Origin of the sequence: Pontibacterium granulatum (genome assembly GCF_029961155.1) — a bacterium.
In the GTDB taxonomy this organism is placed as follows: Bacteria; Pseudomonadota; Gammaproteobacteria; order Pseudomonadales; family Balneatricaceae; genus Pontibacterium; species Pontibacterium granulatum.
The window spans coordinates 24,487-47,915 of the sequence record NZ_JASBRH010000027.1; the positions used below are offsets into that span (position 1 = coordinate 24,487).

Sequence of the window (23,429 nt, forward strand, 5' to 3'; positions counted from 1 at the left end):
GTGAGTGCATTGTTGCCAGGCCTTATGCAGGTTCAACCAGCATACGACCACGCATTTCCATATGCAGTGCATGGCAGAACCAATTGCAGTAGAACCAGTGTACCCCGGGCTGATCTGCCATAAAGGTTACCGATGCGGTCTGCTGCGGACTGATCTCCATCTGTACCCCGTGGTTCACCATACAGAAACCGTGAGTTACATCTTCGATCTGGTCCAGGTTGGTGATGATCACAGTGACCTCATCGCCCTGCTTCACCTTAAACTCGTTCATGCCGTAACTTGGCGCAACGGAGGTCATATAAACACGCACCTTGTTGCCCTCACGGATGATCTTGTTATCCGTTTCCAGAGTGACGCCGTCTTTCTTCGCCATCTCCACGGTCATTGCGAAGGTCGGATCAGTACGCTCGTACAGTTTACGAGTCTTCACCTTGGAGCGGTGCACCAGCATACAGTCGTGCGGTTCGGCGTAGGTCGGACCATCGTGTATCAACTTCATCTCGTCGCCGGAGATATCGATCAGCTGATCGTTCTCGGCATGCAGCGGGCCACACTGCAGGAAACGGTCTTTAGAGAACTTCTGCAGCGACACCAAATACTTACCGTCCGCATCTCGGGTTTCCCCCATGGTGGTGTGGTTATGACCCGGCTGATAGTGCACGTCCAGCTTCTGAACGATGTAGTTCACTTTCTCGCCGTTATAGGCCTTGATCGCTTTTTCGATATCCCACTTACATACCTGACTGTCGATAAACAGAGTGGTATACGCGTTGCCACGGCCGTCAAAGGCGGTGTGCAAAGGTCCCAGACCCAGCTCGACTTCCGCCGCGACAGTGTCACGTGGTTTAATCTTACCGGCGAACAGATCATCAAACTTCGTTAGATCGAACATGGTCACGGTTGGCGAGAGCTTACCGTTGGCCACCGCATACTTGCCGCCCGGTGCAGTATTGATACCGTGCGGGTTCTTCGGCACTGGCACATAAGCGGTCAGTTGGGAGCCCTTACGACCATCCAGTACCGGAACCTTGGAATCACCCAGCGTCTTGAAGCTACCGGCTTTCACCGCCGCTTCGATGCGTGGAATGTTGAAGATCACCAGATGGTCTCGCTCGGCCCGCATGGAACCGGCCAGATCCACGGCACCTTCCGCGTTGTAGCAGGTGGAGAACGCGTATTTGCCGGTGTAGTCGGCGTCGGTGTTGTCCAGGTTACCGTCCACGATCACTTGCCAATCCACTTCCATTGTCTCGGCGTTCACTGCGGAGAACATGGTGTAGTAACCTTCGATATTATCCATGTTCAGGCCGTTGTTCGGGTGCGGCATACGGAATTCAGCGTTGGCAAAAACGTACTTGGTGTGCGGCACTTTCTGCACACGCAGGCCGTGGATTGCCTGACAGTTCGGAATGTTGGTGATCTTGTCAGTTTTCATGATATCACCGCGGATACGGGCAACGCGGGTGTTGGCCTTATCGTTGATGAAAATGTATTTACCGTCGTACTGACCGTTGGTCATGGACATATGCGGGTGGTGACAGTCGCCGTTCATCGGTGCATTTTCACCCAGCACGGCCTTACTCTCGTTGGTGATACCCCAGCCGGTTGCGCTGTCCACGTTGAAGACCGGGATGCGCATCAATTCGCGCATGGAGGGCAGACCCAGAATACGCACCTCACCCGAGTGACCACCACTCCAGAAGCCGTAGTATTCGTCCAACTCACCCGGCCCAACACTGTGTTTGTTGTCGGAAGACGCGTGCGCAGTGGACGGCATCAGTGCTGACCCCATCGTCGCCCCCATTGTACCCACGGCGCCAACCAAGGCAGCGGAGCCTCCCAGGAACAAGCGTCGGCTGAGTTTGACGTGTTCTGTGGCCTTCGGATCTTCGGTATCGATCTCAGGGAGGTTCTTATCGTTCGGATCTATCATCGTTTCGATCTCCATTGGATATAACGCCGTACCACATAGCAGGCGTTGCTTGGGTCATTTGTTGCAGGCGCTTACTTCACCGGATCTGTGATCTCAACAGCAGGGATTTTTTTAAGCGCTGCTTCGTGCTTAGCCTTCTTACGTTTCTTCTGTACCAGCGGCGGACACTTGTCGTCGCGGTAATAGGTCATCTGGCAATCCAGACACTGATGGCACTCGTTCCCGTTGATGGAGCCATCGGGGTGAATGGCCTGAATCTCACATTCGTTGGCGCAGATCTTACAAGGCTGACCACACTCCTTACGGCGTTTCAGCCAATCGAACAGACGCAGGCGCGCCGGGATCGCAAGCGCGGCGCCCAACGGGCAGATATAACGGCAATACATCTTGCGGTTAAACGCGGAGATCGCCAGCAGCAGCACTGCATAGAACACATAGCCCCAGTCGCGCTGAAATTTCAGCAGGAAGGTCGTTTTGAAAGGTTCCACCTCGGCATATTTCTCGGCTTCGGCCAGGGACTCCAACGAGATCGCAAACAGCCCCAGCAGAATGACGTATTTCAGCGCCCAGAGGCGTTCGTGCACGGCAAACGGTGGCTCAAACTGCTTGACGTTGAAGCGGCGGGCCAGCTCGTTGATCAGCTCCTGCAGGGCCCCAAACGGACACAACCAGCCGCAAAAGATGCCACGGCCCCAGAGCAGCATGGTCATCGCCACAAAGCCCCACAAGATGAACAACATCGGATCGAGCAGGAACAGCTCCCACTCAAAGTCACCTTTCAGCGCATGTACAAAGGTAAAGACATTGACCACCGACAGCTGACCGAGGGTGTACCAGCCAATAAAGACCACAGTAAAGATCAGATAACCGCGTCGAAAGGCATGCAGGAAGCGTGGATATCGGACCAGCACGTCCTGGATAAAGATGACGATAAACAACACACCCAGCGCCACGCTCAACACACCGATCTGGAAAGCACGCTCTTTCCAGATAGACACCCAAAGCGCTTCCGGCTCAGGCTCTACTACCGGCGCAGGCCGCACAATATATTGTTCCGGTGTCAGATAATCGCCGTAGAAACTGGTGAACACACTGTCCAGGGCCCCCACCTGGCGGCGTACCAACAACTCCAGCTGCCAGGGGGTGCCGGGATCAAAGGCGTACTGATCCCGAATGATAAAGATCGCCATCTCCTTAAAACCGGGGAAACCATCAATATAGACATCATCCAGACGGTAGTAATCGGTGTCATGGAAACTGATCACCTTGCCGGACTGTTGCAACTGGGTGCGATCAAAGATGCCGCCGCGCACATAACCGTTACCCTTGAAGGAGTACTGGCCGTTACCCATCACCGCGATCGCCTGATCACCCTCGCCCAGCTCACCCATCAGCCACTTATACTGATCGTCGCCAAGCAGGTTACGACCGATAGTCGGAATATTGAGCGGTGCATAATAGAGGTCGATAAACATACGCTGCTGACGGCCTTCACCATGACGGCCTTTGGTTTCAGCGGCGGTTCCCTCGAAGGCCTTGTCGATATCCGCTTCCACCAATTTCAGACGGCGGATCGATCCGTCACCGGTGAGCTGAGCCCAGTCAGCTTTGGTAAACAGATCCCGCTTGATGGTCGCCGGCGGCACTTTGGCCGTCTCCGACAGACCTGCAATTCCCAGTACACTGGCCACCTGCCGGGCGGAGCGCATGATCGCTTCATTGACCACCATAACAGTTACGGTGGCACCCGATACAACGTCAACATTGATCACGTCTTCGTTGTTGCCCGCACCGACACGCACTTTGTCGGTAACGTTCAGCCCTTCGTATTTGGCAGCGAAATCAAACAGTTTCTGCTCTGGAATACCTACCAACAATATCGGTTCGTGATGTTCCAGTACCCGGGTTGCCAGCAGCCTGCCTTCAACATCCATCACCACCAGCGTGTTGATCGGCTTGCCGGAATAGGCCGGAATCTTGACCACATCATTGGTTTCAAAGGCGTAACCCACGACCTCTTCGCCGTTAAATACCGTCCATGCGGTCATTTTACCTTCGGCAACGGGGGCTTTATCGTGGATAGTGCTGTTTTTAGGGAAGGCCTGCTGAATTGTTTCCAGCTTCTGGGCATCAGATACAGGCACCATGGCACGTACTGGGAAAGCGAGAAACGCCATCACCAGTAAGCCAAACAGAGCAAGCAAATGCTGGCGGAATAAACGTGCGATAAAATCCATTTGGGTACCTTTTAAGCCACGTTTTACAAACACTCGGCTTGATAAACGCGCTACTTCATGCAAACAAAACAGTAAGTCAGACTTACTGTGGTCTGTGATCGATCAGCGTGCGCCAAACCTGATACACAGACACCTGTACTTGCTATTGGACAAGGCCTAATCCATCGGGCCACCCTCAGTCGTTACTCATCCAGAACTTCAAGAATAGTGAATTCCATCATATTTTCCTGCCGCAAGCGGAATTTAATCTGCTGACCGTGACGGAACACCTTGGTCGACATCCCTGGCGCAAGGGAAAATTTCATCTGCATCGCGCCCATAGACCACTCCGGAATGGGCTGATGCCGAATCTTCAACTGGTTGGTTTCGGCCATGACACTCTGTACGACTCCGTTCGCAACCACCTCCACCGTCATGGGCTTCATCTTTGGTGAGCCATGCTGGTGCATGGAGTGGGATGCCATATCCTCAGCTGACGCCGGAATTCCTGTCAGGGCGATACAAACGCTGAAGGCTGTGAGTAAAACTCTTTTCATGACTGCTTTCTTCGAACACTCCGTTTTGCCGGAAAACACATGTGCGACAATCGGCCACACCGGAGACCTTACGCCCGTGACCGAGGCAAGTGTTTGATAATGATCAATTGGCAAAAATAGTTTCTTTTTACGCACACATGTACGGCTATCAACACTATCGGCAACGGCAGAAAAGGCGCCTACTACTAAAGTTAGTTCATTCATACCACCCCCGTTACAATTCGTAAGGATTGCGAAAAAGTCTGTTTGTACTTTTCCTGTTTACTGCGTCTGGGAACCCCGTATTGCGGCCCCGGTGCGCCCCTCTTTATGCGTTTCCGAGGTTGCTGCGGCTCTCCATGTGATAGAGCGAGCAAAGGAACCTGCAAACCATACACTGTGCCCCTTGGCCACAGCACTGGTATTGCGGTTCCGTACAACAAGGAAAACAAAGATGCCTTTGATCCAACGTCCCTTTGGGGAGGAGCAACCGTACTGGCCGTTAGGCCCGTTTAAAATCCGCCTGCCGTTTGTACACTACAAGTGGGAAACCCCGGAGATGATCCAGGGCCTGATCATGTTTGTGGTGGGTCTGGCGATGATTCCGCTGCTGCAGAAGTACCTCGGTATGCCGTACGAGGCTGCACTGGCGTTCACCTTCGTAGCCGGTCTGGGCTACTGTTTGCCAGCACTGCTGGGTGTACCACTGGTGCCTGGCTGGATTACGCCGGCGATTCCGGTAGTACTGTTGTATCTGAAAGGTTTCGAACCGGGCCCTGAGGCGATCAAGGCGCTGTTCGCCCTGCAGCTGGAAGTAACCATCATCTTCTTTATTCTGGGTATCACCCGCCTCGGCTCCAAGCTGGTAGATGTGATCCCGAACTCCCTGAAAGCAGGTATCATCATCGGTGCGGGTATCGCTGCGATGATGGGCGAGCTGAAAGTGGGGGGGCGTGTTGATGCTACGCCAATCTCCCTGATTGTGGGTTCCATTATCTCCGCATACATCCTGTTCTCCCTGTCCTTCAAAAACATCATGGAAGAGAGTTCTCTGGCGAAGCGTATCGCAACCTTCGGTATGGTGCCGGGTATGATCTTCGCGATGGTCATCGGGTGGACCACCGGTGAATACAAAGTACCGGATATCGAGTGGGGCATTACTCAACCTGATTTCGGCCTGATGTGGCAGTACCTGACGTTCACTGTTGGCTTCCCGGGTTGGGACGTGTTCCTGCTGGCTATTCCGACTGCACTGATCGCCTACGTGATTGCATTCGGTGACATCATCGTAGGCTTTACGCTGGTGAAACGTGTAGACCACCTGCGTAAGGATGAGTCTATCGAGGAGAGCGTAGACCGTGTGCATCTGGTGACTGCTCTGCGTAACGCTCTGCACGCGTTCTTCGCACCGTGGCCGGGTCTGGCAGGTCCGCTGTGGACGGCTGCGCACGCAACTGTTGCCGAACGTTACGCGATGGGCCGCAAAGCGATGGACTCCATCTACAGTGGTGGCGGTACCTTCTGGCTGACCGGCCTGGTGGCATTGTTTATCCTGCCGCTGGTAACCCTGTTTAAACCGGTCCTGCCGATCGCCCTGTCCCTGACCCTGATCCTGACTGCATACATCTGCATCATGGTGGGTATGGAACAGCTGAAGAACCCAACCGAACGTGGTGTAGCAGGCATCGTTGCGGTAACCCTAGCGATGCCTGATCCAAAATCCACCGTGTACGCGGTAGCGATAGGCCTGATCCTCTACTTCCTGATCGAGCGTCCGAAACTGCTGGGCAAACACCGTCCGGAAGACGAGATCATCTTTGCCGACGGCGAAGAAGATAAAAAAGAGAAAGAGATGGCTTAAGCACCATCCCGAAATAACAAAGGGGAGCCGATTGGCTCCCCTTTTTGTTTGGAAACAAAAACCGGTTATTTAACTCCAGTTGACCGCCGTTGTAAGCATATAACCCGCGCCATACACGGTTTTGATGAGCTCACTCTCCTCGCTGCTGCTTTCCAGCTTCTTCCGCAAGCGGGACATCCGCACATCAATGCTACGGTCATACGGCGTGCAGTTATCACCCAGCAATTGATCACGGGATAGTATCTGAAACGGGTGCTTCAACAACGCCAGCAACATATCCCCTTCCGCTCGGCTCAGGGACTGTTTCTTCAGGCCGGTGTACTGCAACTCCAACGACTCGGGGCGGTAGGTCCAGCCGGCAAACTCCGCCTTCTTGCAGGTTACCACTTCCGCTTCGGCGCTACGCTGCAGACGACGCAACAGGCTTTGCACCCGCGCTACCAGTTCCCGTGGCTCAAAGGGCTTAGTGATGTAATCGTCGGCCCCAAACTCCAACCCCAACACGCGGTCCGTCAGATCATCGCGTCCAGAGACAATGATTACACCACGCTGTTGGGCATCAAACTGCTTCACCAATTCCAAGCCGTCCATATCGGGTAGATTCAGGTCGACAATGCAAATATCCGGATTCTCTTTGGGTGCGGCAGCCAGCGCATCAACCCCGTTGGAGAAATAGCGGACTTCATAGCGAAAATTCTCCAGCGCACTGCACATCAGACGCCCCAGATCCTCTTCATCTTCAATTACAAACACCAGGTTGTTGTTTTTCATCGTTGTATCCCCGGCTGCTCCCTAGCTCTCACTTTTTTGTTGTTCCCTGTTATACCCCGAAAGCAGGCTCAGGTCTGAAAGATCGCTTTGGTCAGCTCCGCCTGATCAAACGGTTTCTGCAACAGGCAGAATTCACCGTCATGTTCGCTGTAGGTTTCGCTGTAACCGGTCATCAGCACAACAAAGGCACCGGGGTAACGCTCCTGTACCCGTTGCGCCACAGCGTACCCATCCTTCTCGCCCGGCATCACAATATCACTCACCACACCGGCCAGTTCCGGCAGATTGAGCAGTAAATTGTCCGCTTCATCGGCGGTTTCGGCTTCCAGTACGGTAAAGCCAATCTTCACCAGTTGATGACGCACCACCGTGCGCACATCCGGGTTATCCTCCACCAGCAGCACCAATGAGCTGGCATCGGCCACCTTCGCTGGTTGCAGGCGCTCATGTTCCGGCGTAGGTACCGCACACTGACTGGCCGTCCCTACAGGCAGCAGGATCTCGATAGTGGCACCTGCTGCATCGCGGTTGCAAATGCGAATATACCCTTTCGACTGCTTCACAAAACCGTACACCATACTGAGCCCCAGCCCCGATCCCGCGCCGGTCGCCTTGGTGGTAAAGAACGGCTCAAAGGCTTTCTGTAGCGCATCTTCACTGAAACCGCTACCGGTGTCCTTAACCGCCAGCAGCACATAATCACCGGATGGCACCGGCTCATCAAAGCCGCTGTGGCTGTCACAGCTGAACGGGCGCACCTCGAAACTTAGCACACCACCCCGTTCCATCGAATCCGCAGCGTTCAGTGCCAGGTTCACCAGCGCATCTTCCATCTGCGCCTCGTCGACATACACCACGGCGGCGTCTTCGTCGATGCGGGTTTCGATGCGGATATTCTCAGGCAGCGGTCCTGATAACAAGCCGATCACATCCTGGATCAGGCGATCCGGCTTGATGCAGTCCGGCGACAGCGGTTGGCGACGAGAGAACGCCAGCAAGCGTTTGGTCAGATCCGCCCCACGGCGCGTAGCACGGATCGCTGGCACCAGATTACCGTTCAGCGCCAGCGGCAGCTCCGGATGATTCTGCGCTTCCAGCAGGTTGCCCAGAATGATCGTCAGCAGGTTATTGAAGTCATGTGCCAGGCCACCGGACATCTGCCCCACCGCTTTCATCTTGCTTGCTTCGGCCAACCGCTCTTCGGTTTCCCGTTCGTTGGTGATATCGATCGACAGGTTCAGTACACCTTCGACAGTCTGGCGCTGCTCGCCGTAAAACGGCAGCAAGGTGCGGCGGGTCACCATGACCTTGCCATTCACGTCGGCACTGTACTCATACATCACCTTTTCACCACGCAGCGCCTGGCGTATGTATGGCAATGTCTCTTCATACATGCGTGGCGGCATGACTTCCTCGGTCAGCCTGCCAACCAGTTCACTCTTGTAACGACCAAACATCTCGGCATATTCACGGTTTACAAACATGTAGCGACCTTGTGCGTCCAGATACGCTACCTGCGCCGGCAGCGCGTCCAGAATCAGGCGCTGGCGGGTTTCCGATGCGGTCAGTTCACTCTTGGCTGATTTCAGTGAACTCACCGCTTCCAGCAACTGCTGGTTGGAATCGGACAGTTCACGGGTTCGTTCGGCTACGCGCGTATTCAATCCCTGGATGTTATCGCGTAACTGATCCACCATGCTGTCGAAGGAATCGGCTAACGTGCCCAGCTCATCGTTACGATTGATGCCGGTCTTGGCACCAAACTGCCCCCGGCTGATCTTATAGGCGGTGGCCGAGAGCTGCTTGATCGGCGAAGTCAAATACTCGGCAAACAGGAACGCGGCCACAATCGCCGCCAACAGGCCGAAGAATCCCATCGCCAGCAAACGCTGTCCCAGCTGCACGGAGCTGGCTTTGAGATCGTCCAGATACACTGACGAGCTGATATACCAGTCAAAACCGCTCAGATGACGCACCAGAGACAGCTTCTCATAGGCGTAATTACCCGGGTCGGTGGGGCTATCCCACTTGTAGTAAAGCTCTTCGTCGGTATCGGATACGGCGATCAGGTCCTGGTAGATCGGACGCCCAGTCACCGGATTTAGCAGGTCCCGAAAGTTGGTACCATGAATGTTGGAGTTGGGGTGGTAGATCATGTCCCCGTTGGAATCGAAGATGTAGAGATACCCGTTGGTGGCGATCTTTACACTCTCCAACGCCTGGCTCAACTCGGCCAGCAAGCGCTCCTTATGAGCCTGCGCTTCTTTCTCCAGGTCGTCGGCGTATACCCCCGCTCCCAGTACAATGCCCCACTCCGGAAAGCTGCGCACGTAGGAATACTTGTCGATCACGTCGTCTTGATTGAGGCGATACCATTTGTAGCGATAGAAACCCTCGCCGTCCCTGCGCGCCTTGCTCAGGATCTCGGGCAACGCCGGTGGGGCGTCATCCACCTGGTGCAGACTGATGTTCTGCCCCTGGAACTTGCCGTCCGGGTGCGACAACAGACGTCCGTTGTAATCGGATATCCAGAGGTAGTTATCCCCCTCAAAATGCAGCTCGCGCAGCTCGCGGTAAAGCAACTGCCATTGGGTTTCTTTATCTGTGCCTGGCGCATTAGCGTCCGCCAGCCCTGCACGTATATAACTCTCCCCCAGATCCACCACGGCTTTCAGTTTTTGCTCTTCCGCATCCAGCGCCTGCTCTACATAGGATTCGGTACTGAAGTGCATCCGGTTAGCCAGGTCATAAACAATGTTCAGCACCTGGCGATTGGAGCTGAGTTCAAGACCAAACACGTTCTGCTTGATCAGGGGCACCGTCAGCCAGTAGATCGACACGAAGATACTGCTGATCAACAGCAGCAACATCATGAACAGGCGGAAGGTTATAGGGGAGTAACGATACACGGGAAAACCCTAATAATTTGTACGAATAGCTGAATGTAGCACAAAGTAAAGCCCGCCATCGAAACTGTTACATTTCGTTAGAATTGCCAAATAGTTGAGCAACCATTACCCCGTAAGTTAGTTCGCAACCAAATAACAATAAGACTGGTTCCGAACAGATGTACAACAACGTAGCGGGCTCTCACCCGTCCTCCCAATACACTGTTTCCACGGCGATGGCTGCGCACTGTCCCCCTATACCTGCGCGCTATCGCTTACCGGTCCTCTCCTTCGTGGACGTCCGACAGGTCGCCCATACCAATCCCCGTTAATCCCAGTAGTAAACGCGAGGTTTCAACATGTCCTTTCAGCAAATCGGTGTAATTGGTGCAGGCCAGATGGGCCGCGGTATCACCCAGGTGATGGCAACTGCCGGCTATGAGCTGGTGATGGTTGATCTGAACGAAAACGCTTTGCACGTAGCCCTGTCGGTGATCGAAACCAGCCTAACCAAGTTACAGGACAAAGGCCTGATCGAAGAGCGCCCATCCGCTATTCTGGGGCGCATCCGTACCGAAACGGACATGAACACCCTCGCCGATTGCGATCTGGTGATTGAAGCCGCGACCGAAAACGAAGAGATCAAGAACAAGATCTTCAAGCAGCTGGATGAGTTGTGTAAACCGGATGCGATCCTGGCCAGCAACACCTCTTCGCTGTCGATCACCCGTCTGGCCGCGCAGACCTCCCGTCCGGAGAAAGTGATCGGCATGCACTTCATGAACCCGGTACCGGTGCTGGCACTGGTTGAGATCATCAACGGTCTGCAAACCGCTCCGGAAACCACCGAGAAGGTAGTGGAAGCCGCCAGGCGTGCGGGCAAAGAACCAATCCCGGTAAAAGACAAAGCCGCGTTCGTCCTTAACCGTATCCTGCTGCCGATGATTAACGAAGCGATCTTTGCGCTGGAGGAAGGGTGTGCCGAGGTCGAGCAGATCGATTCCATCATGAAACTGGGTGCCAGCCACCCGATCGGCCCGCTGGCACTGGCTGACCTGATCGGCCTGGACACCTGCCTGAGCATCATGAACGTGCTGTACGAAAACTTCGGCGACAGCAAATACCGCCCAGCACCGTACCTGCGCCAGATGGTGGATGCGGGTTACCTGGGCCGCAAATCCGGCCGTGGTTTCTACCAGTACTGATTCCGCACGGAGTGAGAATAACAAGATGACGGAGACCGATATGAACGTCGCAGCATTTACCCAACTGTTTATTACCGAACAACAACCGGGCGTCTGGCTGATCACCCTGAACCGGCCGAAGGCACTGAATGCCCTCAACCAACAGGTGTTGGAACAACTCGCCAGCGCCGTGGCCTGGATTGAGAGCCAACCGGACGCACGTGTGCTGCTGATTACCGGTAGCGGGGACAAGGCCTTTGCTGCCGGTGCGGACATCGTTGAGATGAAGGATCTGAACGCCCAGCAGGCACGTGATTTCTCCCAAATCGGCATGGCTACGATGCACCGCATCGAAAACTCCCGCCTGCCGGTGATCGCACTGGTTAACGGTTTCTGTCTGGGCGGTGGTTGCGAACTGGCGATGGCCTGCGACTTTATCCTGGCAGCGGACAACGCCGTCTTCGGTCAACCGGAAGTGACTCTGGGTGTGCCACCGGGTTTTGGTGGCAGCCAGCGCCTGCCACGCCGCGTCGGTCCGGGTATGGCAGCCCAGCTGCTGCTGACCGGAGAGAAGGTCAAAGCCGACGAAGCGTTGCGCATCGGTCTCTGTAACCAGGTGATGCCGCCTGAACAGCTGCTGGAGCGCGGTGTAGAGATGGCTGCAGCGATTGCGAAAAACGCACCGCTGGCGGTCAGTCACTGCAAACGCCTGGTACAGGTCTCCGGCGATCAGAACATCGAAAACGGCTGCCGTATGGAAAGCGACCTCTTCGGCCTGAGCTTCGCCACCGAAGACCAGAAGGAAGGTATGGGCGCATTCACCGAGCGCCGCACAGCAGAATTCACCGGGCAGTAACGGCCAGGGTCGTTACCGCCTAACCCACAACGCAACGATAACGAGGGAAACAATAATGAATAACAGATCAGCCTTCGAGACGAACCTGGACAAGAATGCCGCTAACTTTGCTGCGCTAACCCCGATCAAATTCCTGGAGCGGGCCGCCGGCGTTTATCCAAATCGTCCTGCAGTGGTTCACGGAGAGATCCGCCGCAACTGGTCCGAAACATTCATTCGTTGTAAAAAACTGGCCAGCGCCCTGCAGGCGAAAGGCGTTCAGAAAGGTGACGCGGTCTCCATCATGGCCCCTAACCTGCCGGAGCACTTTGAAGCCCACTTTGCCGTACCGATGTGTGGCGCTGTACTGAACTCCATCAACACCCGTCTCGATGCCGAGATCGTGGCCTTTATCCTCAAGCACGCCGGTTCCAAGGTGCTGATCACCGACAAGGAGATGAGCAAGGTAGTTAAAGGCGCGCTGGAACTGCTGGAGGAAAAACCATTCGTTATCGATATCGACGATCCGCACTGGACCGACGGTGAACTGATCGGTGACACCGATTACGAAGCTTTCATCGCAGACGGCGACGAAAACTTCGAATACCTGCTGCCGGACGACGAGTGGGAAGCGATCACCCTGAACTACACCTCCGGTACCACTGGTGACCCGAAGGGTGTGGTGTACCACCACCGTGGTGCCTACCTGAACGCCAACAGCAATGCGCTGTCCTGGGCAATGGAACATCACCCGGTGTACCTGTGGACCCTGCCGATGTTCCACTGCAATGGCTGGTGTTTCCCATGGACCATCGCGGCGATGGCCGGTGTCAGTGTCTGCCTGCGTCACGTCCGTGCCGATGCAATCTTTGACCTGATCAAGAACGAAAAAGTCGGTTACTTCTGTGGCGCGCCAATCGTTCTGAATATGCTGAACTCCGCCGACGATGAGCTGAAAGCTGGCATCAACCACCCGGTGAAAGTGATGACCGCGGGTGCTGCACCACCGGCGTCTGTCATCGAAGGGATGGAGAAGCTTGGCTTCAAAGTGACCCACGTGTACGGCCTGACCGAAACCTACGGCCCATCCGTAGTCTGCGCATGGCATGACGAGTGGAACCAAAAATCTGTCGAAGAACAGGCGCGCCTGAAATCCCGTCAGGGAGTACGTGCACCGATGCTGGACGACCTGATGGTCGCCGATCCAGTCACCCTGAAGCCGGTGCCAAAAGACGGCAAAACCATGGGTGAGATCTTCATGCGCGGCAACCTGGTGATGAAGGGTTACCTGAAAAACCCAGCGACCACCGCCGATGCTTTTGAAGGCGGCTGGTTCCACTCCGGCGACCTGGCAGTCTGGCATGAAGACGGATACGTGGAGATCAAAGACCGTTCCAAGGACATCATCATCTCCGGCGGCGAAAACATCTCCAGTATCGAAGTAGAAGACGTGCTGTTCAGCCACCCACTGATTCAGGAAGCTGCGGTTGTAGCGAAGAAGGACGAGAAGTGGGGTGAAACTCCGTGTGCCTTCGTTTCCCTGAAAGACAACGCCGACGCGGTGACTGCCGAAGAGATCATCGCTTACTGCCGCGACCACATGGCGCACTTCAAAGCACCAAAAACCGTGGTCTTTGGCGACATGCCCAAAACCAGCACCGGCAAGATCCAGAAGTTCCTGCTGCGTGAGCGTGCGAACAATCCGGAAACCACCGAAAGCTAATTAATACCGTAGCAGCCCGCTCTGAGGGCGACACTCAACATTATTTGTTGTCGCCGTCGGAGCCGGCTGCTACAAGCAAGAGAAAGAATTATGAGCACCTACACCGCCCCATACACGGATGCGAATTTTGTTATCAAGGAACTGGTGAAGTTTGACCAGTACTGCAGCGAAGCCGGCCTTGAAGAAGTAAACAGCGAACTGGCCTCCGTGATCATCGAAGAAGCCGGCAAACTGGCATCTGATGTACTGGCACCACTGAACAGCATTGGTGATCAGAAAGGCGCCCGCCTGGAAGACAACAAAGTGATCGAAACCGAAGGTTTTGCCGACGCCTACCAGCAGTACGTGGAAAACGGCTGGGCAACCCTGACCGGCCCCGAAGAATTTGGCGGCCAGGCCCTGCCCAACGTGCTGGGCACCGCGGTTAACGAACTGTGGCACTCCGCCAACATGGGGTTTGCACTGTGCCCGATGCTGAGCCAGGGTGCGGTTGAAGCCCTGATCGCCCACGGCAGCGACGAGCTGAAAGCCCAGTACCTGCCGCAGCTGATCAGCGGCGAGTGGACCGGCACCATGAACCTGACCGAACCCAACGCGGGTTCCGACCTGGCGGCGGTTGCGGCGAAGGCGATCCCTGACGGTGACCTATACAGGATCACCGGTCAGAAGATCTTTATCACCTGGGGCGACCACCAAATGACCTCCAACGTGGTTCACTTGGTCCTGGCCCGCCTGCCGGATGCACCTGCCGGTGTAAAAGGGATCTCCCTGTTTATCGTGCCGAAGTTCAAGCTGGATGCTAACGGCGAACCGGGTGAACTGAACGATGTGGCCTGCGTATCTCTGGAGCACAAACTGGGTATCCACGGCAGCCCGACTTGCGTGATGAGCTTTGGCGACAACGGCGGTGCCGAAGGTTACCTGGTGGGCGAAGCCAACAAAGGCCTGATGTACATGTTCACCATGATGAACCACGCCCGCCAGTCTGTGGGGCTGCAGGGCCTGTCCATCTCCGAACGTGCCTACCAGCAGTCGGTTGAATACGCCAAAGAGCGTATCCAGGGCACCCGCAAAGACGGCAGCAAGATGGCGATCATCGAGCACCCGGACGTTCGCCGCATGTTGCTGGCGCAAAAATCCGGTATCGAAGCGATGCGCGCCCTGGCGTACGTCGCTGCGTCCGATGTGGATAAAGCCCACAGCAACGACGCAGACGTAGCTAAACACTACCAGCCACGCGTTGACCTGCTGACGCCAATCGTTAAAGGCTGGATGACCGAATTCGCCCAGGAACTGACCTCCCTGAATATCCAGGTACACGGCGGTATGGGCTTTATCGAAGAGACCGGTGCTGCCCAGCACTACCGCGATGCCCGTATCCTGCCGATCTACGAAGGCACCACCGGCATCCAGGCCCTGGACTTCATCGGACGTAAGATGCTGATGGATCAGGGTGCTGCGCTGGAAAGCCTACAGAGCGAGATGATGATCACCGTGAATGCTCTTGCGACGGTGGATTCTGCTGTCTTCGCCAAACTGCACCGCGAACTGCGCACTGCCGTTGAGCGTTCCATGCAGGTACGCAGCTGGCTGCTGGATAAGTCTGCTAGCAACCTCGACCTGGCAGGCAGTGTCTGTGTCGACTTCCTGATGATGCACGGCTTCCTCTGCGGCGGCTGGTTACTGGCGAAAAGCGCCCTGTCGGCACAGGAACTGATGGGTAGCGGCGAATACGCTGATGACTTCCTGCGCACCAAACTGATTACTGCGGAGTTCTTCGCAGACAACTATCTGCCACGTGCCAACCGCCATGCCGATGTGGTGATGAGCGGCCTGAGCGGTGCGTGTGAGATTGATACCGAGCAGTTCTGATCAGCCCACCCGCTGATCACATCCCCGTCACACCTGACTTGTGACAAGATGCCTTTTGCCCTCCATTGAGGGCTTTTTTTTGCGTCACCGTTTTTCCATTATCTGTGCGTTTGATGTAGGGCTGCCTTGAGGCTGCCGGTAGCCTAAAGGCTACCCTACAAAAGGATGTCTCCCCACCATATAGTTAACCTCTACAACTTCAACGGCAAAGGCGCTTCCGTCTTCACCGCCTGCAACGCAAAGTTACTCTCAATCTCCCGGACCATCTTCAGCCGCTGCATCCGCTTCACCAATCGGTCGTAATCGATCAGATCCTCCGCCACCACCTCCAGCAAGTAGTCCGCAGACCCGGACACAGTGTGTGCATTCACCACCGCATCCATCGCCCGTACGGCGTCTTCAAACCCCTCCACGGACTCCGCGCTGTGATCATGCAACTTCACCTGTACAAACACCGTCATGCCCAAGCCCACCACCTGCCGATTAAGCTGCGGACGGTACCCCTGGATCACCCCTTCAGCCTCCAGCCGGCGCAGGCGACGCAAACAGGGTGACGGCGACAGCGCCACGTGCTCGGCGATCTCCGCGTTACTCAGGCGTCCATCCTGCTGCAGGATCTTCAGAATTTTCAGGTCGATCTCATCTACTTTCATACGCCAACACTCATCCAGCCACAATATGCCAAAAACAAAACCATACGCGCAATTTTCATCCAACATCAACCTTAATTACAAGCAAAATAGCAACTTTCCACTTCCGCGTTTCTCGGATAATAGCCGCCTCTTCAACATGCACAGGACGTCCTTCGATGAACCAATACCGTGGCGAACCGGCCGTTAACTTCAAAGGCCTGACTGCGATGCTGGCGACCCTGGTGATCTGGGTGGGTTTTCTGCTGTCCATGCGCGCGGGAAACCAGTCTTCACTTACCACGGCGGACCTCGGGCTGATGCGCTTTGCGCTGCCCGCCATTGTATTCCTGCCGTGGTTGTACAAATGCTGGCCCAAAGTGCGCCGCATGGCGCTGCGTTATAGCCTGATGATTATGCTTGGCGGCCTGCCCTTCTTTTATCTGGTCTCTGTAGGCACTAGCTATGCCCCGGCTGCACATGCAGGCGCGTTGGTACCCGGCAGCGCACCGCTCTTTGTCACCGGCCTTGCCGTACTGGTGTTCGGCGAGCCATTGCCGAAACGTCGCTTGCTGGGTTTGGGCACCATTCTGCTGGGGATCATCCTGTTGTTGGGTGATGCGCTGATCAACGTTGAGACGGGGTATTGGCGCGGACACTTGGCCTTTTTGGGGGCTACCCTGTTGTGGGCCCTGTATACGGTGGGACTTCGCGTTGCGGGCCTGAACCCGATGGAAGCGACGGCGCTGCTCTGTACTAGTGCGGCCTTGATATTGGGCGGGCTATTGGGAGCCGGTGCGGTGGAATCCACCATCAGTCAAACGGCCTGGGCAGAGCTATGGCCATTCCTGCTTACGCAGGGCATCGGTGCAGGCATTGTGGGTGGTGTGACGTACGGTATCGCGATCAGCAATCTGGGGGCAGAAAAAACCGCGGCCCTTGGATCGTTCACCCCGGCCCTGGCGGCGATCGCCGCAATTCCCGTACTGGGTGAAAACCTCTCCCTGAGCACCCTGTGCGGTGTCCTGATCATTATGGTGGGCGTGCTGCTGGCCAGCGGCATCAAGTTTAAAAGCCAGCGTGAACAGGTTACCAGTGGGGATAAGGCGACGGTTTAAACCTGCAAGGAGCGCAGCCTAGCTGTGCTCCTTCAAGCGACCGAGGTGCGCGTTTAACGCGAAGCCCAGTTTCTGGCTCAACTCCCGCGCATCATTCTTGAGTTGTTTGGCGGAACGGTTGCTGGTCCGTTTACCGGCAAAGACAATCCAGTTGCCACTTTGCGTAGCGCAGCTACGCACATCGTCAAAGATCTCGGTCAGGGTTTCCAGCGCATCATCTCCCTGATGCTCTCGCCAGCAGTTCAGAACCAGCCAACCGTCCTCTTTCAGACGGTCGTGGCAGTTCATCAGGAAGCTGGGATCAAGCTGCTGCTCATCCAGCCCATCTGCACCATAAATATCACTGAACAACACATCCGCCTTGCGGGTTTCCACGCTTTGCAGAAACTCGTTAGCATCCATGGTGTGAACCTGCAGCCGTTTACCACGGGGCAATTGGAAGTACTTGTAGGCCACGTTGACCACCTCGGGGCGCAGCTCGACCACCTGCTGTTTAAGCGATGGATAGTGACCGTGCAGACAACTGTTGAGACTGCCCGCCCCAAGCCCCAGACTGATCACCTGCTTGGGTTCCTTGAACAACAGCACCAGCAACATGGCACGCACATATTCATGCTGCGGTGAGAGCGGTTCATGCTTCAGCCAGCAACTCTGCTCGTCGTTCTCGCCAAAGGCGAGGTAACGCTTGTGGCCATCTTCCACCACGGATACCACACCAAATTCATCGTAGCCACGGTAGATCTCTTTACCGGGAAGGGCCATAGCTGCTCCTGAGACGCATGTTCTAAGGCCGCTACCCTACCCGCTCTTTAAGGTGAAGTCACAGAAATTTCTTCATATATGCAGCCCAAAAAAAGTTCATCGTCGATTATCGGGAAAGGCTACCTTTCTCCTCGTTCCCGAGTCCTGCCTGAGAATGCGTACTGTTTTTGTCATTGGCTTTGCCTGATAGGAATTTGTAGCGCAACGTCGTCATCGTAGGTGATCACGCTGCCTGCAGCTTGAAGAGGGTGTTGTAAAACGTAATGAGCGTAGCTGAGACAAGGCAAAAGCTGCGAAAACGCATTTAGGGCGGGATAGACTGATAGGGATTTGTAGGGCAGCGTTTACGCTGCCGGCAGCTTAAAAGCTGCCCTACAATGTGTAGGTATAAGTGAGCATTTTGAGCAGGTTTAAACGCCGTATCAGCCAGAGCAGTATGTTTGCTACACCCTCTGAAGGCCAGCCCTACAGGATCCAGTATGAACCACCTCATCAAATTCCAGGCAAAAAAAAGCCCGCTTGGGGGCGGGCAGAATATACGACGGTCAGAGCTCAGGAGAAAACGGTTCTAACGTAATGGCCTTAGGCGTTGGAGGCCAGAACCGGACAAAGCCTACAAACAGCTTCGCTCCCGAATGGGTGTTCAAGGTAAAACTGACTCACCTGATATCAGCTATGAACATGTGGTTATTCTGCCGGAGTTCCTTTGTGGGGCATCTTCTGCGATAGCACGAAAACGACTAGTACTTTGGTCTCAAACGGAATCACTCCATCGACCCCAACATCACAATGCGCGCTGGTAGAACGCCAACTCCAGCTCCAGCACCTCCTGCTGTACTGCCGGATCACGGAATCCATGGTATTCATCGGCATAGCGGTGAACCTCCACCTTCACTCCATTGGCCCGCAGGGCGTTTACCATCAGATCGGTTTGCTCGGGTGGTACCACCTTATCCAGCAATCCCTGGAAAAAGATGACCGGCGACCTGATCTTATCGGCCTTGATGACCGGGGAACGTGCCTGATAGACGTGGCCATCGAACTGCGCATCGCCAATCAGCCAGTCCAGATAGCGTGATTCAAACTTATGGGTTGTGACACACAATGCATTCAGGTCGCTGACACCATAGAGGCTGGCACCGGCGGTGAAACAGTCACTCTCCGCCAATGCAGCCAGCGCGGTATATCCTCCTGCGCTGCCCCCCCGGATAAAGACCTGGGCCGGATTGATCAATTGTCGCTCAGACAGGTGTTCGACCAGCGCTACCGCGTCTTCCACATCGGCCACACCCCACTGTTTACGCAGCTTCATGCGGTAATCCCGTCCATATCCGGTACTGCCACGGTAGTTCAGGTCGGCCACGGCAAAACCACGCTGGGTCCAGTATTGGATTTTGGGATTAAAGATCGGGTAAGCGGCGGATGTAGGGCCACCGTGCAGAAACACCACCAGCGGCGGCAACTGATCGCTCTGCTCTGTGGTGTTGGCAGGAGGGTAGAACAACGCAAAGGCCTGCTCTTTTGCCACGTTAAAGCTTAGATGCTGCGGTTCTGAGACCTCTTCTGCCGGTAGCGGGCGCTGTCCACCGGTGAGGACCTCGACATTGCCGTTTTCCAGATCAACAGCAATCAATGCTGGACTCACCGTTGTCGAGGCAGCCACACAATAGAGTGTTGAACCACTCTTGGAGAGACTGCGGAAATTGCTGTACTGCCCAGCGATTCGTTTTGTTTGTCCATCACGATGAAATTGCAACGCGCCCATGCCATCGCGGTGACTCAGTGCGACCCAACCGTCTTCCAGCAGCAGATAACTGCTCTGCCCCAGCTGCCATGACGCAGCGGCGTACTCCGCTTCGTCCTGACCCGGTAACACCCGCAGCTCTATGCGATCCGGCTGTTGCTCCACCCGATAGATTCGCCACCAGTTGTTGTGGTCACTTATCACATGCAAACGGCCCTGGCTATCAAATTGGGGTTGCGTCAGCGCCTGCTCATCCCCCAACGCCTGGATCTGGTCCAACTGGCCCTGATCATCCAGTCGACCAAACAACAGCTGGGTCTCGGTCCAAGGCTGCTCGGGGTGTTCCCAGCTGATCCAGGCGATCAGCGAGCCGTTGCTATCGGCTCCCAATGCGACCTGATCGTAGAAATCAAAACCTTCGTGCAGAACAAAAGTCTCTCCATCCTCAAGAGAAACGGAAACCAAACGATTGATCACATCAGCAGGATTATCGCCTGGCGGATGCTCCTCCTGCACTACAATCAACCGATTACGTAACCGGTCCCACACGGGCGCGCCATAACGACATTCGGAGGTGTGGGTCAGCCGTGATGCTTCGCCATCAAACGGCTGTAGCCAGAGCTGCTGATCGTCTCCATGCACAAACACCAGCGCCTTATCCAACAAACACCAACTCTGACCACCGTACTCGTGCACCCGGCTGCGCACGGAGATCTGGGGTGGTGAAACCGTGCTGATAACTCCATTCTGCCAGTTGCAGATAACCGTGTGGCCATCATTTTCAGGTTGGTATTCCACCCAGAAGAGTTGTTGATTTGGACCCGCCTGCAACTGTCCGTATTCTTTCATACCTTGCAGGGCATGTTCAGCAGTAAACGACGATGGCCAAAGACCAGGTTGGTGGGATGATGTTGGCAGCATTCCCTGAGCCTCACTCATTAATCACAGTGGTACCCTTGAGCCTAGCTCAGGAAAGCACGGCGTTACCAGATCTGTTCAAGTATTAATCACTCAAACTCTGAGGAACTGAAAAACACCCGTGAATTGCGCTCGTTCCGGTACAGCATCTTGGAGCTATCCAGCGGTTGCTCAGCCTCAGCCCGCGCGTCAGTGATCAGGTGGTGGTGTTCCGACTTGCTGCACACCGGATCCGCATTGGTGGCATCGCCAGTCATCATGTAGGCCTGGCAGCGACAACCGCCGAAGTCTTTCTCCTTATCATCACAGGAGCGGCACGGCTCCTTCATCCACTCGTAACCCCGGAAATGGTTGAAACCAAAGCTCTCGTTCCAGATATGGTCGAGGGAGTTGTCACGTACATTGGGAAATTCGATCGGCAGCATCTTGGCGCTGTGACACGGCAATGCCGTGCCGTCCGGCGTCACGGTCAGGAATACCTGGCCCCAGCCGTTCATGCAACCTTTGGGACGCTCTTCATAGTAGTCCGGCGTGACAAAGATCAGTTTGATCGGATTACCTTCCGCAGCCAGCTTTTCGCGGTACTCGTTGGTGATCCGTTCCGCCCGTTCCAGCTGAGCACGAGTCGGCAGCAGGTTCTCCCGGTTCTCGTATGCCCAGCCATAGTACTGGCAGGTGGCCAGCTCGACGTAGTCTGCCTCCAGCTCAATACAGAGTTCGATGATGCGATCAATCTGATCGATGTTATGACGGTGGGTCACGAAGTTGAGCACCATCGGGTAACCCTGTGCTTTCACTTCCCGCGCCATCTTCAGCTTCTGATTGAACGCTTTCTGCGAGCCCGCCAGCATGTTGTTCACACTCTCATCCGCTGCCTGGAAGCTGACCTGGATGTGGTCCAGCCCCGCATCACGAAACTCGGCAACTTTACGCTCGTTCAAGCCTACACCGGAGGTGATCAGGTTGGTGTAGTAACCCAGGCGCCTCGCTTCACTGATCAGCGTAACCAAGTCCTGACGTACCAACGGTTCACCACCGGAAAAGCCGAGTTGCACCGCCCCCAGCTTACGCCCCTCTTCGAACACCTTGATCCACTCTTCGGTGGTCAATTCAGTGTTACGGTTGGCAAAATCCAGCGGGTTGGCACAGTACGGGCACTGCAACGGGCATTTGTAGGTCAGCTCGGCAAGCAGCCACAGTGGCTGGCCGTGGGTTGGAACAGAGTTCAGAGAAGGAGAGCCGTTGCAGGATGAGGAGGACATGGGATACCTCGTATTCTTCTTATAGTTATGTACGTAATTGCACTGTGGGTCGCAATTTAGGGGCGAACCTACTCACTGTTGTAGGGCAGCCTTCAGGCTGCCGGTAGCCTGAAGGCTACCCTACATTGGATCTACTGATCTCAATCCAGCGTTGCTTATGAGCTTCCGCCAGAAACTCCAGCACATCGCTTTCTAAACCATCCACGTCACCGAACTTGCCCTTAAGATCAGCAACAATCCCTGCCACCGGTTTCTCGCCGTCTACCAGCGCCAGGATCTCGCCGGCCGGGCCGTTCAGCTGGATCATGCCTTCCGGGTAGAGCAGTACATAACTGTTCTGTGCCTGCTCCCACTGGAAGCGAAACATGGTGTTCAGGGTTGGGATTGATTCGTTGCTAATCATCGGAACAACCCTGTGTGGTATACCTTCTCACCCGTCACTGTGTGGTACGGCGCGCGGTCCAGTTCGTACGCCATGGTCATCGCATCTAGCATCGACCAGAGCACGTCCAGCTTGAACTGCAGGATCTCCAGCATGCGCTCTTGCTGTTCGCGGGTTTTGTAGTGATCCAGAGTGATCTCCAGGCCGTGCACCACGTCGCGACGCGCTTCGGTCAGGCGGTTGCGGAAGTACTGGTAGCCGTTTGCGTCGATCCACGGGTAGTGATCCGGCCAGGTATCCAGGCGGGACTGGTGGATCTTTGGAGCAAACAACTCGGTCAGGGAGGAGCTCGCAGCTTCTTCCCAGGTCGCACGACGGGCGAAGTTCACATAAGCATCCACGGCAAAACGTACACCCGGCAACACATGTTCCTGGGAGATGATCTCTTCGCGAGTCAGGCCCACAGCTTCACCCAGGCGCAGCCAGGCTTCGATGCCACCTTCCGCCTCATCGTAACCGTCGTGGTCGAGGATACGCTGCACCCACTGACGGCGGGTATCACGATCCGGGCAGTTGGCCATGATCGCCGCATCTTTCATCGGGATCATGATCTGATAGTAGTAGCGGTTGGCAACCCACCCCTGAATCTGTTCTTTGGTGCAGCTGCCGTTGTACATCGCCACGTGGTAGGGGTGATGGATATGGTAGAGATCGCCCTTGGCACGCAGAGCCTGTTCGAACTCTTCGCGGGACATCGGCAGTTTGTTTTCGGTTACCTGTGTGTTCATATGCACG

17 protein-coding genes are annotated in these 23,429 nt (G+C 55.4%); 6 read left to right on the plus strand and 11 right to left on the minus strand.

The window, feature by feature from the left end:
* Nucleotides 1–22 precede the first annotated feature (22 nt).
* The 3 genes from nosZ to QKW35_RS18315 all read right to left on the minus strand — a co-directional run bounded on the left by nosZ (nucleotide 23) and on the right by QKW35_RS18315 (nucleotide 4,910).
* Entirely contained in the window at nucleotides 23–1,933 is a 1,911-nt protein-coding gene (gene nosZ / locus QKW35_RS18305) for a TAT-dependent nitrous-oxide reductase (protein WP_282355464.1), read from the minus strand.
* 71 nt (nucleotides 1,934–2,004) lie between these two features.
* Nucleotides 2,005–4,170 carry a transcriptional regulator NosR gene (gene nosR / locus QKW35_RS18310; protein WP_282355465.1) on the minus strand — a complete coding sequence of 722 codons (2,166 nt, stop codon included), beginning with the start codon at nucleotides 4,168–4,170 and terminating at the stop codon, nucleotides 2,005–2,007.
* A 182-nt stretch (nucleotides 4,171–4,352) separates the two neighbouring features.
* Nucleotides 4,353–4,910, minus strand: coding sequence for a copper-binding protein (locus tag QKW35_RS18315; RefSeq protein WP_282355467.1), 558 nt, complete (start codon nucleotides 4,908–4,910; stop codon nucleotides 4,353–4,355).
* Nucleotides 4,911–5,139: 229 nt separating this feature from the next.
* Here QKW35_RS18315 and QKW35_RS18320 point away from each other — a divergent pair, with 229 nt between their 5' ends.
* Complete coding sequence (locus QKW35_RS18320; RefSeq protein WP_282355469.1) at nucleotides 5,140–6,546, plus strand: xanthine/uracil/vitamin C permease; 1,407 nt, start codon at nucleotides 5,140–5,142, stop codon at nucleotides 6,544–6,546.
* A 69-nt stretch (nucleotides 6,547–6,615) separates the two neighbouring features.
* On the opposite strand, the gene QKW35_RS18325 is transcribed toward QKW35_RS18320, so the two are convergent.
* Complete coding sequence (locus QKW35_RS18325) at nucleotides 6,616–7,317, minus strand: response regulator transcription factor (protein ID WP_282355471.1); 702 nt, start codon at nucleotides 7,315–7,317, stop codon at nucleotides 6,616–6,618.
* 68 nt (nucleotides 7,318–7,385) lie between these two features.
* Nucleotides 7,386–10,226, minus strand: a complete 2,841-nt coding sequence (locus tag QKW35_RS18330) for a cache domain-containing protein (RefSeq protein ID WP_282355472.1) — start codon at nucleotides 10,224–10,226, stop codon at nucleotides 7,386–7,388.
* Nucleotides 10,227–10,564: 338 nt separating this feature from the next.
* Between QKW35_RS18330 and QKW35_RS18335 the strand changes: the two genes are divergently transcribed.
* The 4 genes from QKW35_RS18335 (at nucleotide 10,565) to QKW35_RS18350 (ending at nucleotide 15,819) form a co-directional block, all read left to right on the plus strand.
* Nucleotides 10,565–11,410 (plus strand): 3-hydroxybutyryl-CoA dehydrogenase, encoded by an 846-nt coding sequence (locus QKW35_RS18335; RefSeq protein WP_282355474.1) that lies wholly within the window; start codon nucleotides 10,565–10,567, stop codon nucleotides 11,408–11,410.
* Between the two features lie 40 nt (nucleotides 11,411–11,450).
* Nucleotides 11,451–12,245, plus strand: a complete 795-nt coding sequence (locus tag QKW35_RS18340; protein WP_282355475.1) for an enoyl-CoA hydratase-related protein — start codon at nucleotides 11,451–11,453, stop codon at nucleotides 12,243–12,245.
* Between the two features lie 55 nt (nucleotides 12,246–12,300).
* Nucleotides 12,301–13,947, plus strand: a complete 1,647-nt coding sequence (locus QKW35_RS18345; RefSeq protein WP_282355477.1) for an acyl-CoA synthetase — start codon at nucleotides 12,301–12,303, stop codon at nucleotides 13,945–13,947.
* A gap of 90 nt (nucleotides 13,948–14,037) precedes the next feature.
* Complete coding sequence (locus QKW35_RS18350) at nucleotides 14,038–15,819, plus strand: acyl-CoA dehydrogenase family protein (protein ID WP_282355480.1); 1,782 nt, start codon at nucleotides 14,038–14,040, stop codon at nucleotides 15,817–15,819.
* Between the two features lie 191 nt (nucleotides 15,820–16,010).
* Here the strand turns inward: QKW35_RS18350 and QKW35_RS18355 are convergent, their stop codons facing one another.
* Nucleotides 16,011–16,472, minus strand: a complete 462-nt coding sequence (locus QKW35_RS18355) for an Lrp/AsnC family transcriptional regulator (RefSeq protein ID WP_282355481.1) — start codon at nucleotides 16,470–16,472, stop codon at nucleotides 16,011–16,013.
* Between the two features lie 155 nt (nucleotides 16,473–16,627).
* Here QKW35_RS18355 and QKW35_RS18360 point away from each other — a divergent pair, with 155 nt between their 5' ends.
* Complete coding sequence (locus tag QKW35_RS18360; protein ID WP_282355482.1) at nucleotides 16,628–17,566, plus strand: DMT family transporter; 939 nt, start codon at nucleotides 16,628–16,630, stop codon at nucleotides 17,564–17,566.
* An 18-nt stretch (nucleotides 17,567–17,584) separates the two neighbouring features.
* Here the strand turns inward: QKW35_RS18360 and QKW35_RS18365 are convergent, their stop codons facing one another.
* From QKW35_RS18365 to pqqC, 5 genes are all read right to left on the minus strand, one after another.
* Entirely contained in the window at nucleotides 17,585–18,328 is a 744-nt protein-coding gene (locus QKW35_RS18365) for a spermidine synthase (RefSeq protein ID WP_282355483.1), read from the minus strand.
* 784 nt (nucleotides 18,329–19,112) lie between these two features.
* Nucleotides 19,113–21,011: an alpha/beta hydrolase family protein gene (locus QKW35_RS18370; RefSeq protein WP_282355484.1), complete on the minus strand. Its 1,899-nt coding sequence runs from the start codon at nucleotides 21,009–21,011 to the stop codon at nucleotides 19,113–19,115.
* 68 nt (nucleotides 21,012–21,079) lie between these two features.
* Nucleotides 21,080–22,252: a pyrroloquinoline quinone biosynthesis protein PqqE gene (gene pqqE / locus QKW35_RS18375; protein WP_282355486.1), complete on the minus strand. Its 1,173-nt coding sequence runs from the start codon at nucleotides 22,250–22,252 to the stop codon at nucleotides 21,080–21,082.
* A gap of 115 nt (nucleotides 22,253–22,367) precedes the next feature.
* Nucleotides 22,368–22,655 (minus strand): pyrroloquinoline quinone biosynthesis peptide chaperone PqqD, encoded by a 288-nt coding sequence (pqqD, locus tag QKW35_RS18380; RefSeq protein WP_282355487.1) that lies wholly within the window; start codon nucleotides 22,653–22,655, stop codon nucleotides 22,368–22,370.
* On the minus strand, nucleotides 22,652–23,422 hold the full coding sequence (pqqC, locus tag QKW35_RS18385; RefSeq protein WP_282355488.1) for a pyrroloquinoline-quinone synthase PqqC: 771 nt from the start codon (nucleotides 23,420–23,422) through the stop codon (nucleotides 22,652–22,654). The genes pqqD and pqqC overlap by 4 nt, the downstream gene beginning before the upstream one ends.
* Between the last annotated feature and the right edge of the window lie 7 nt (nucleotides 23,423–23,429).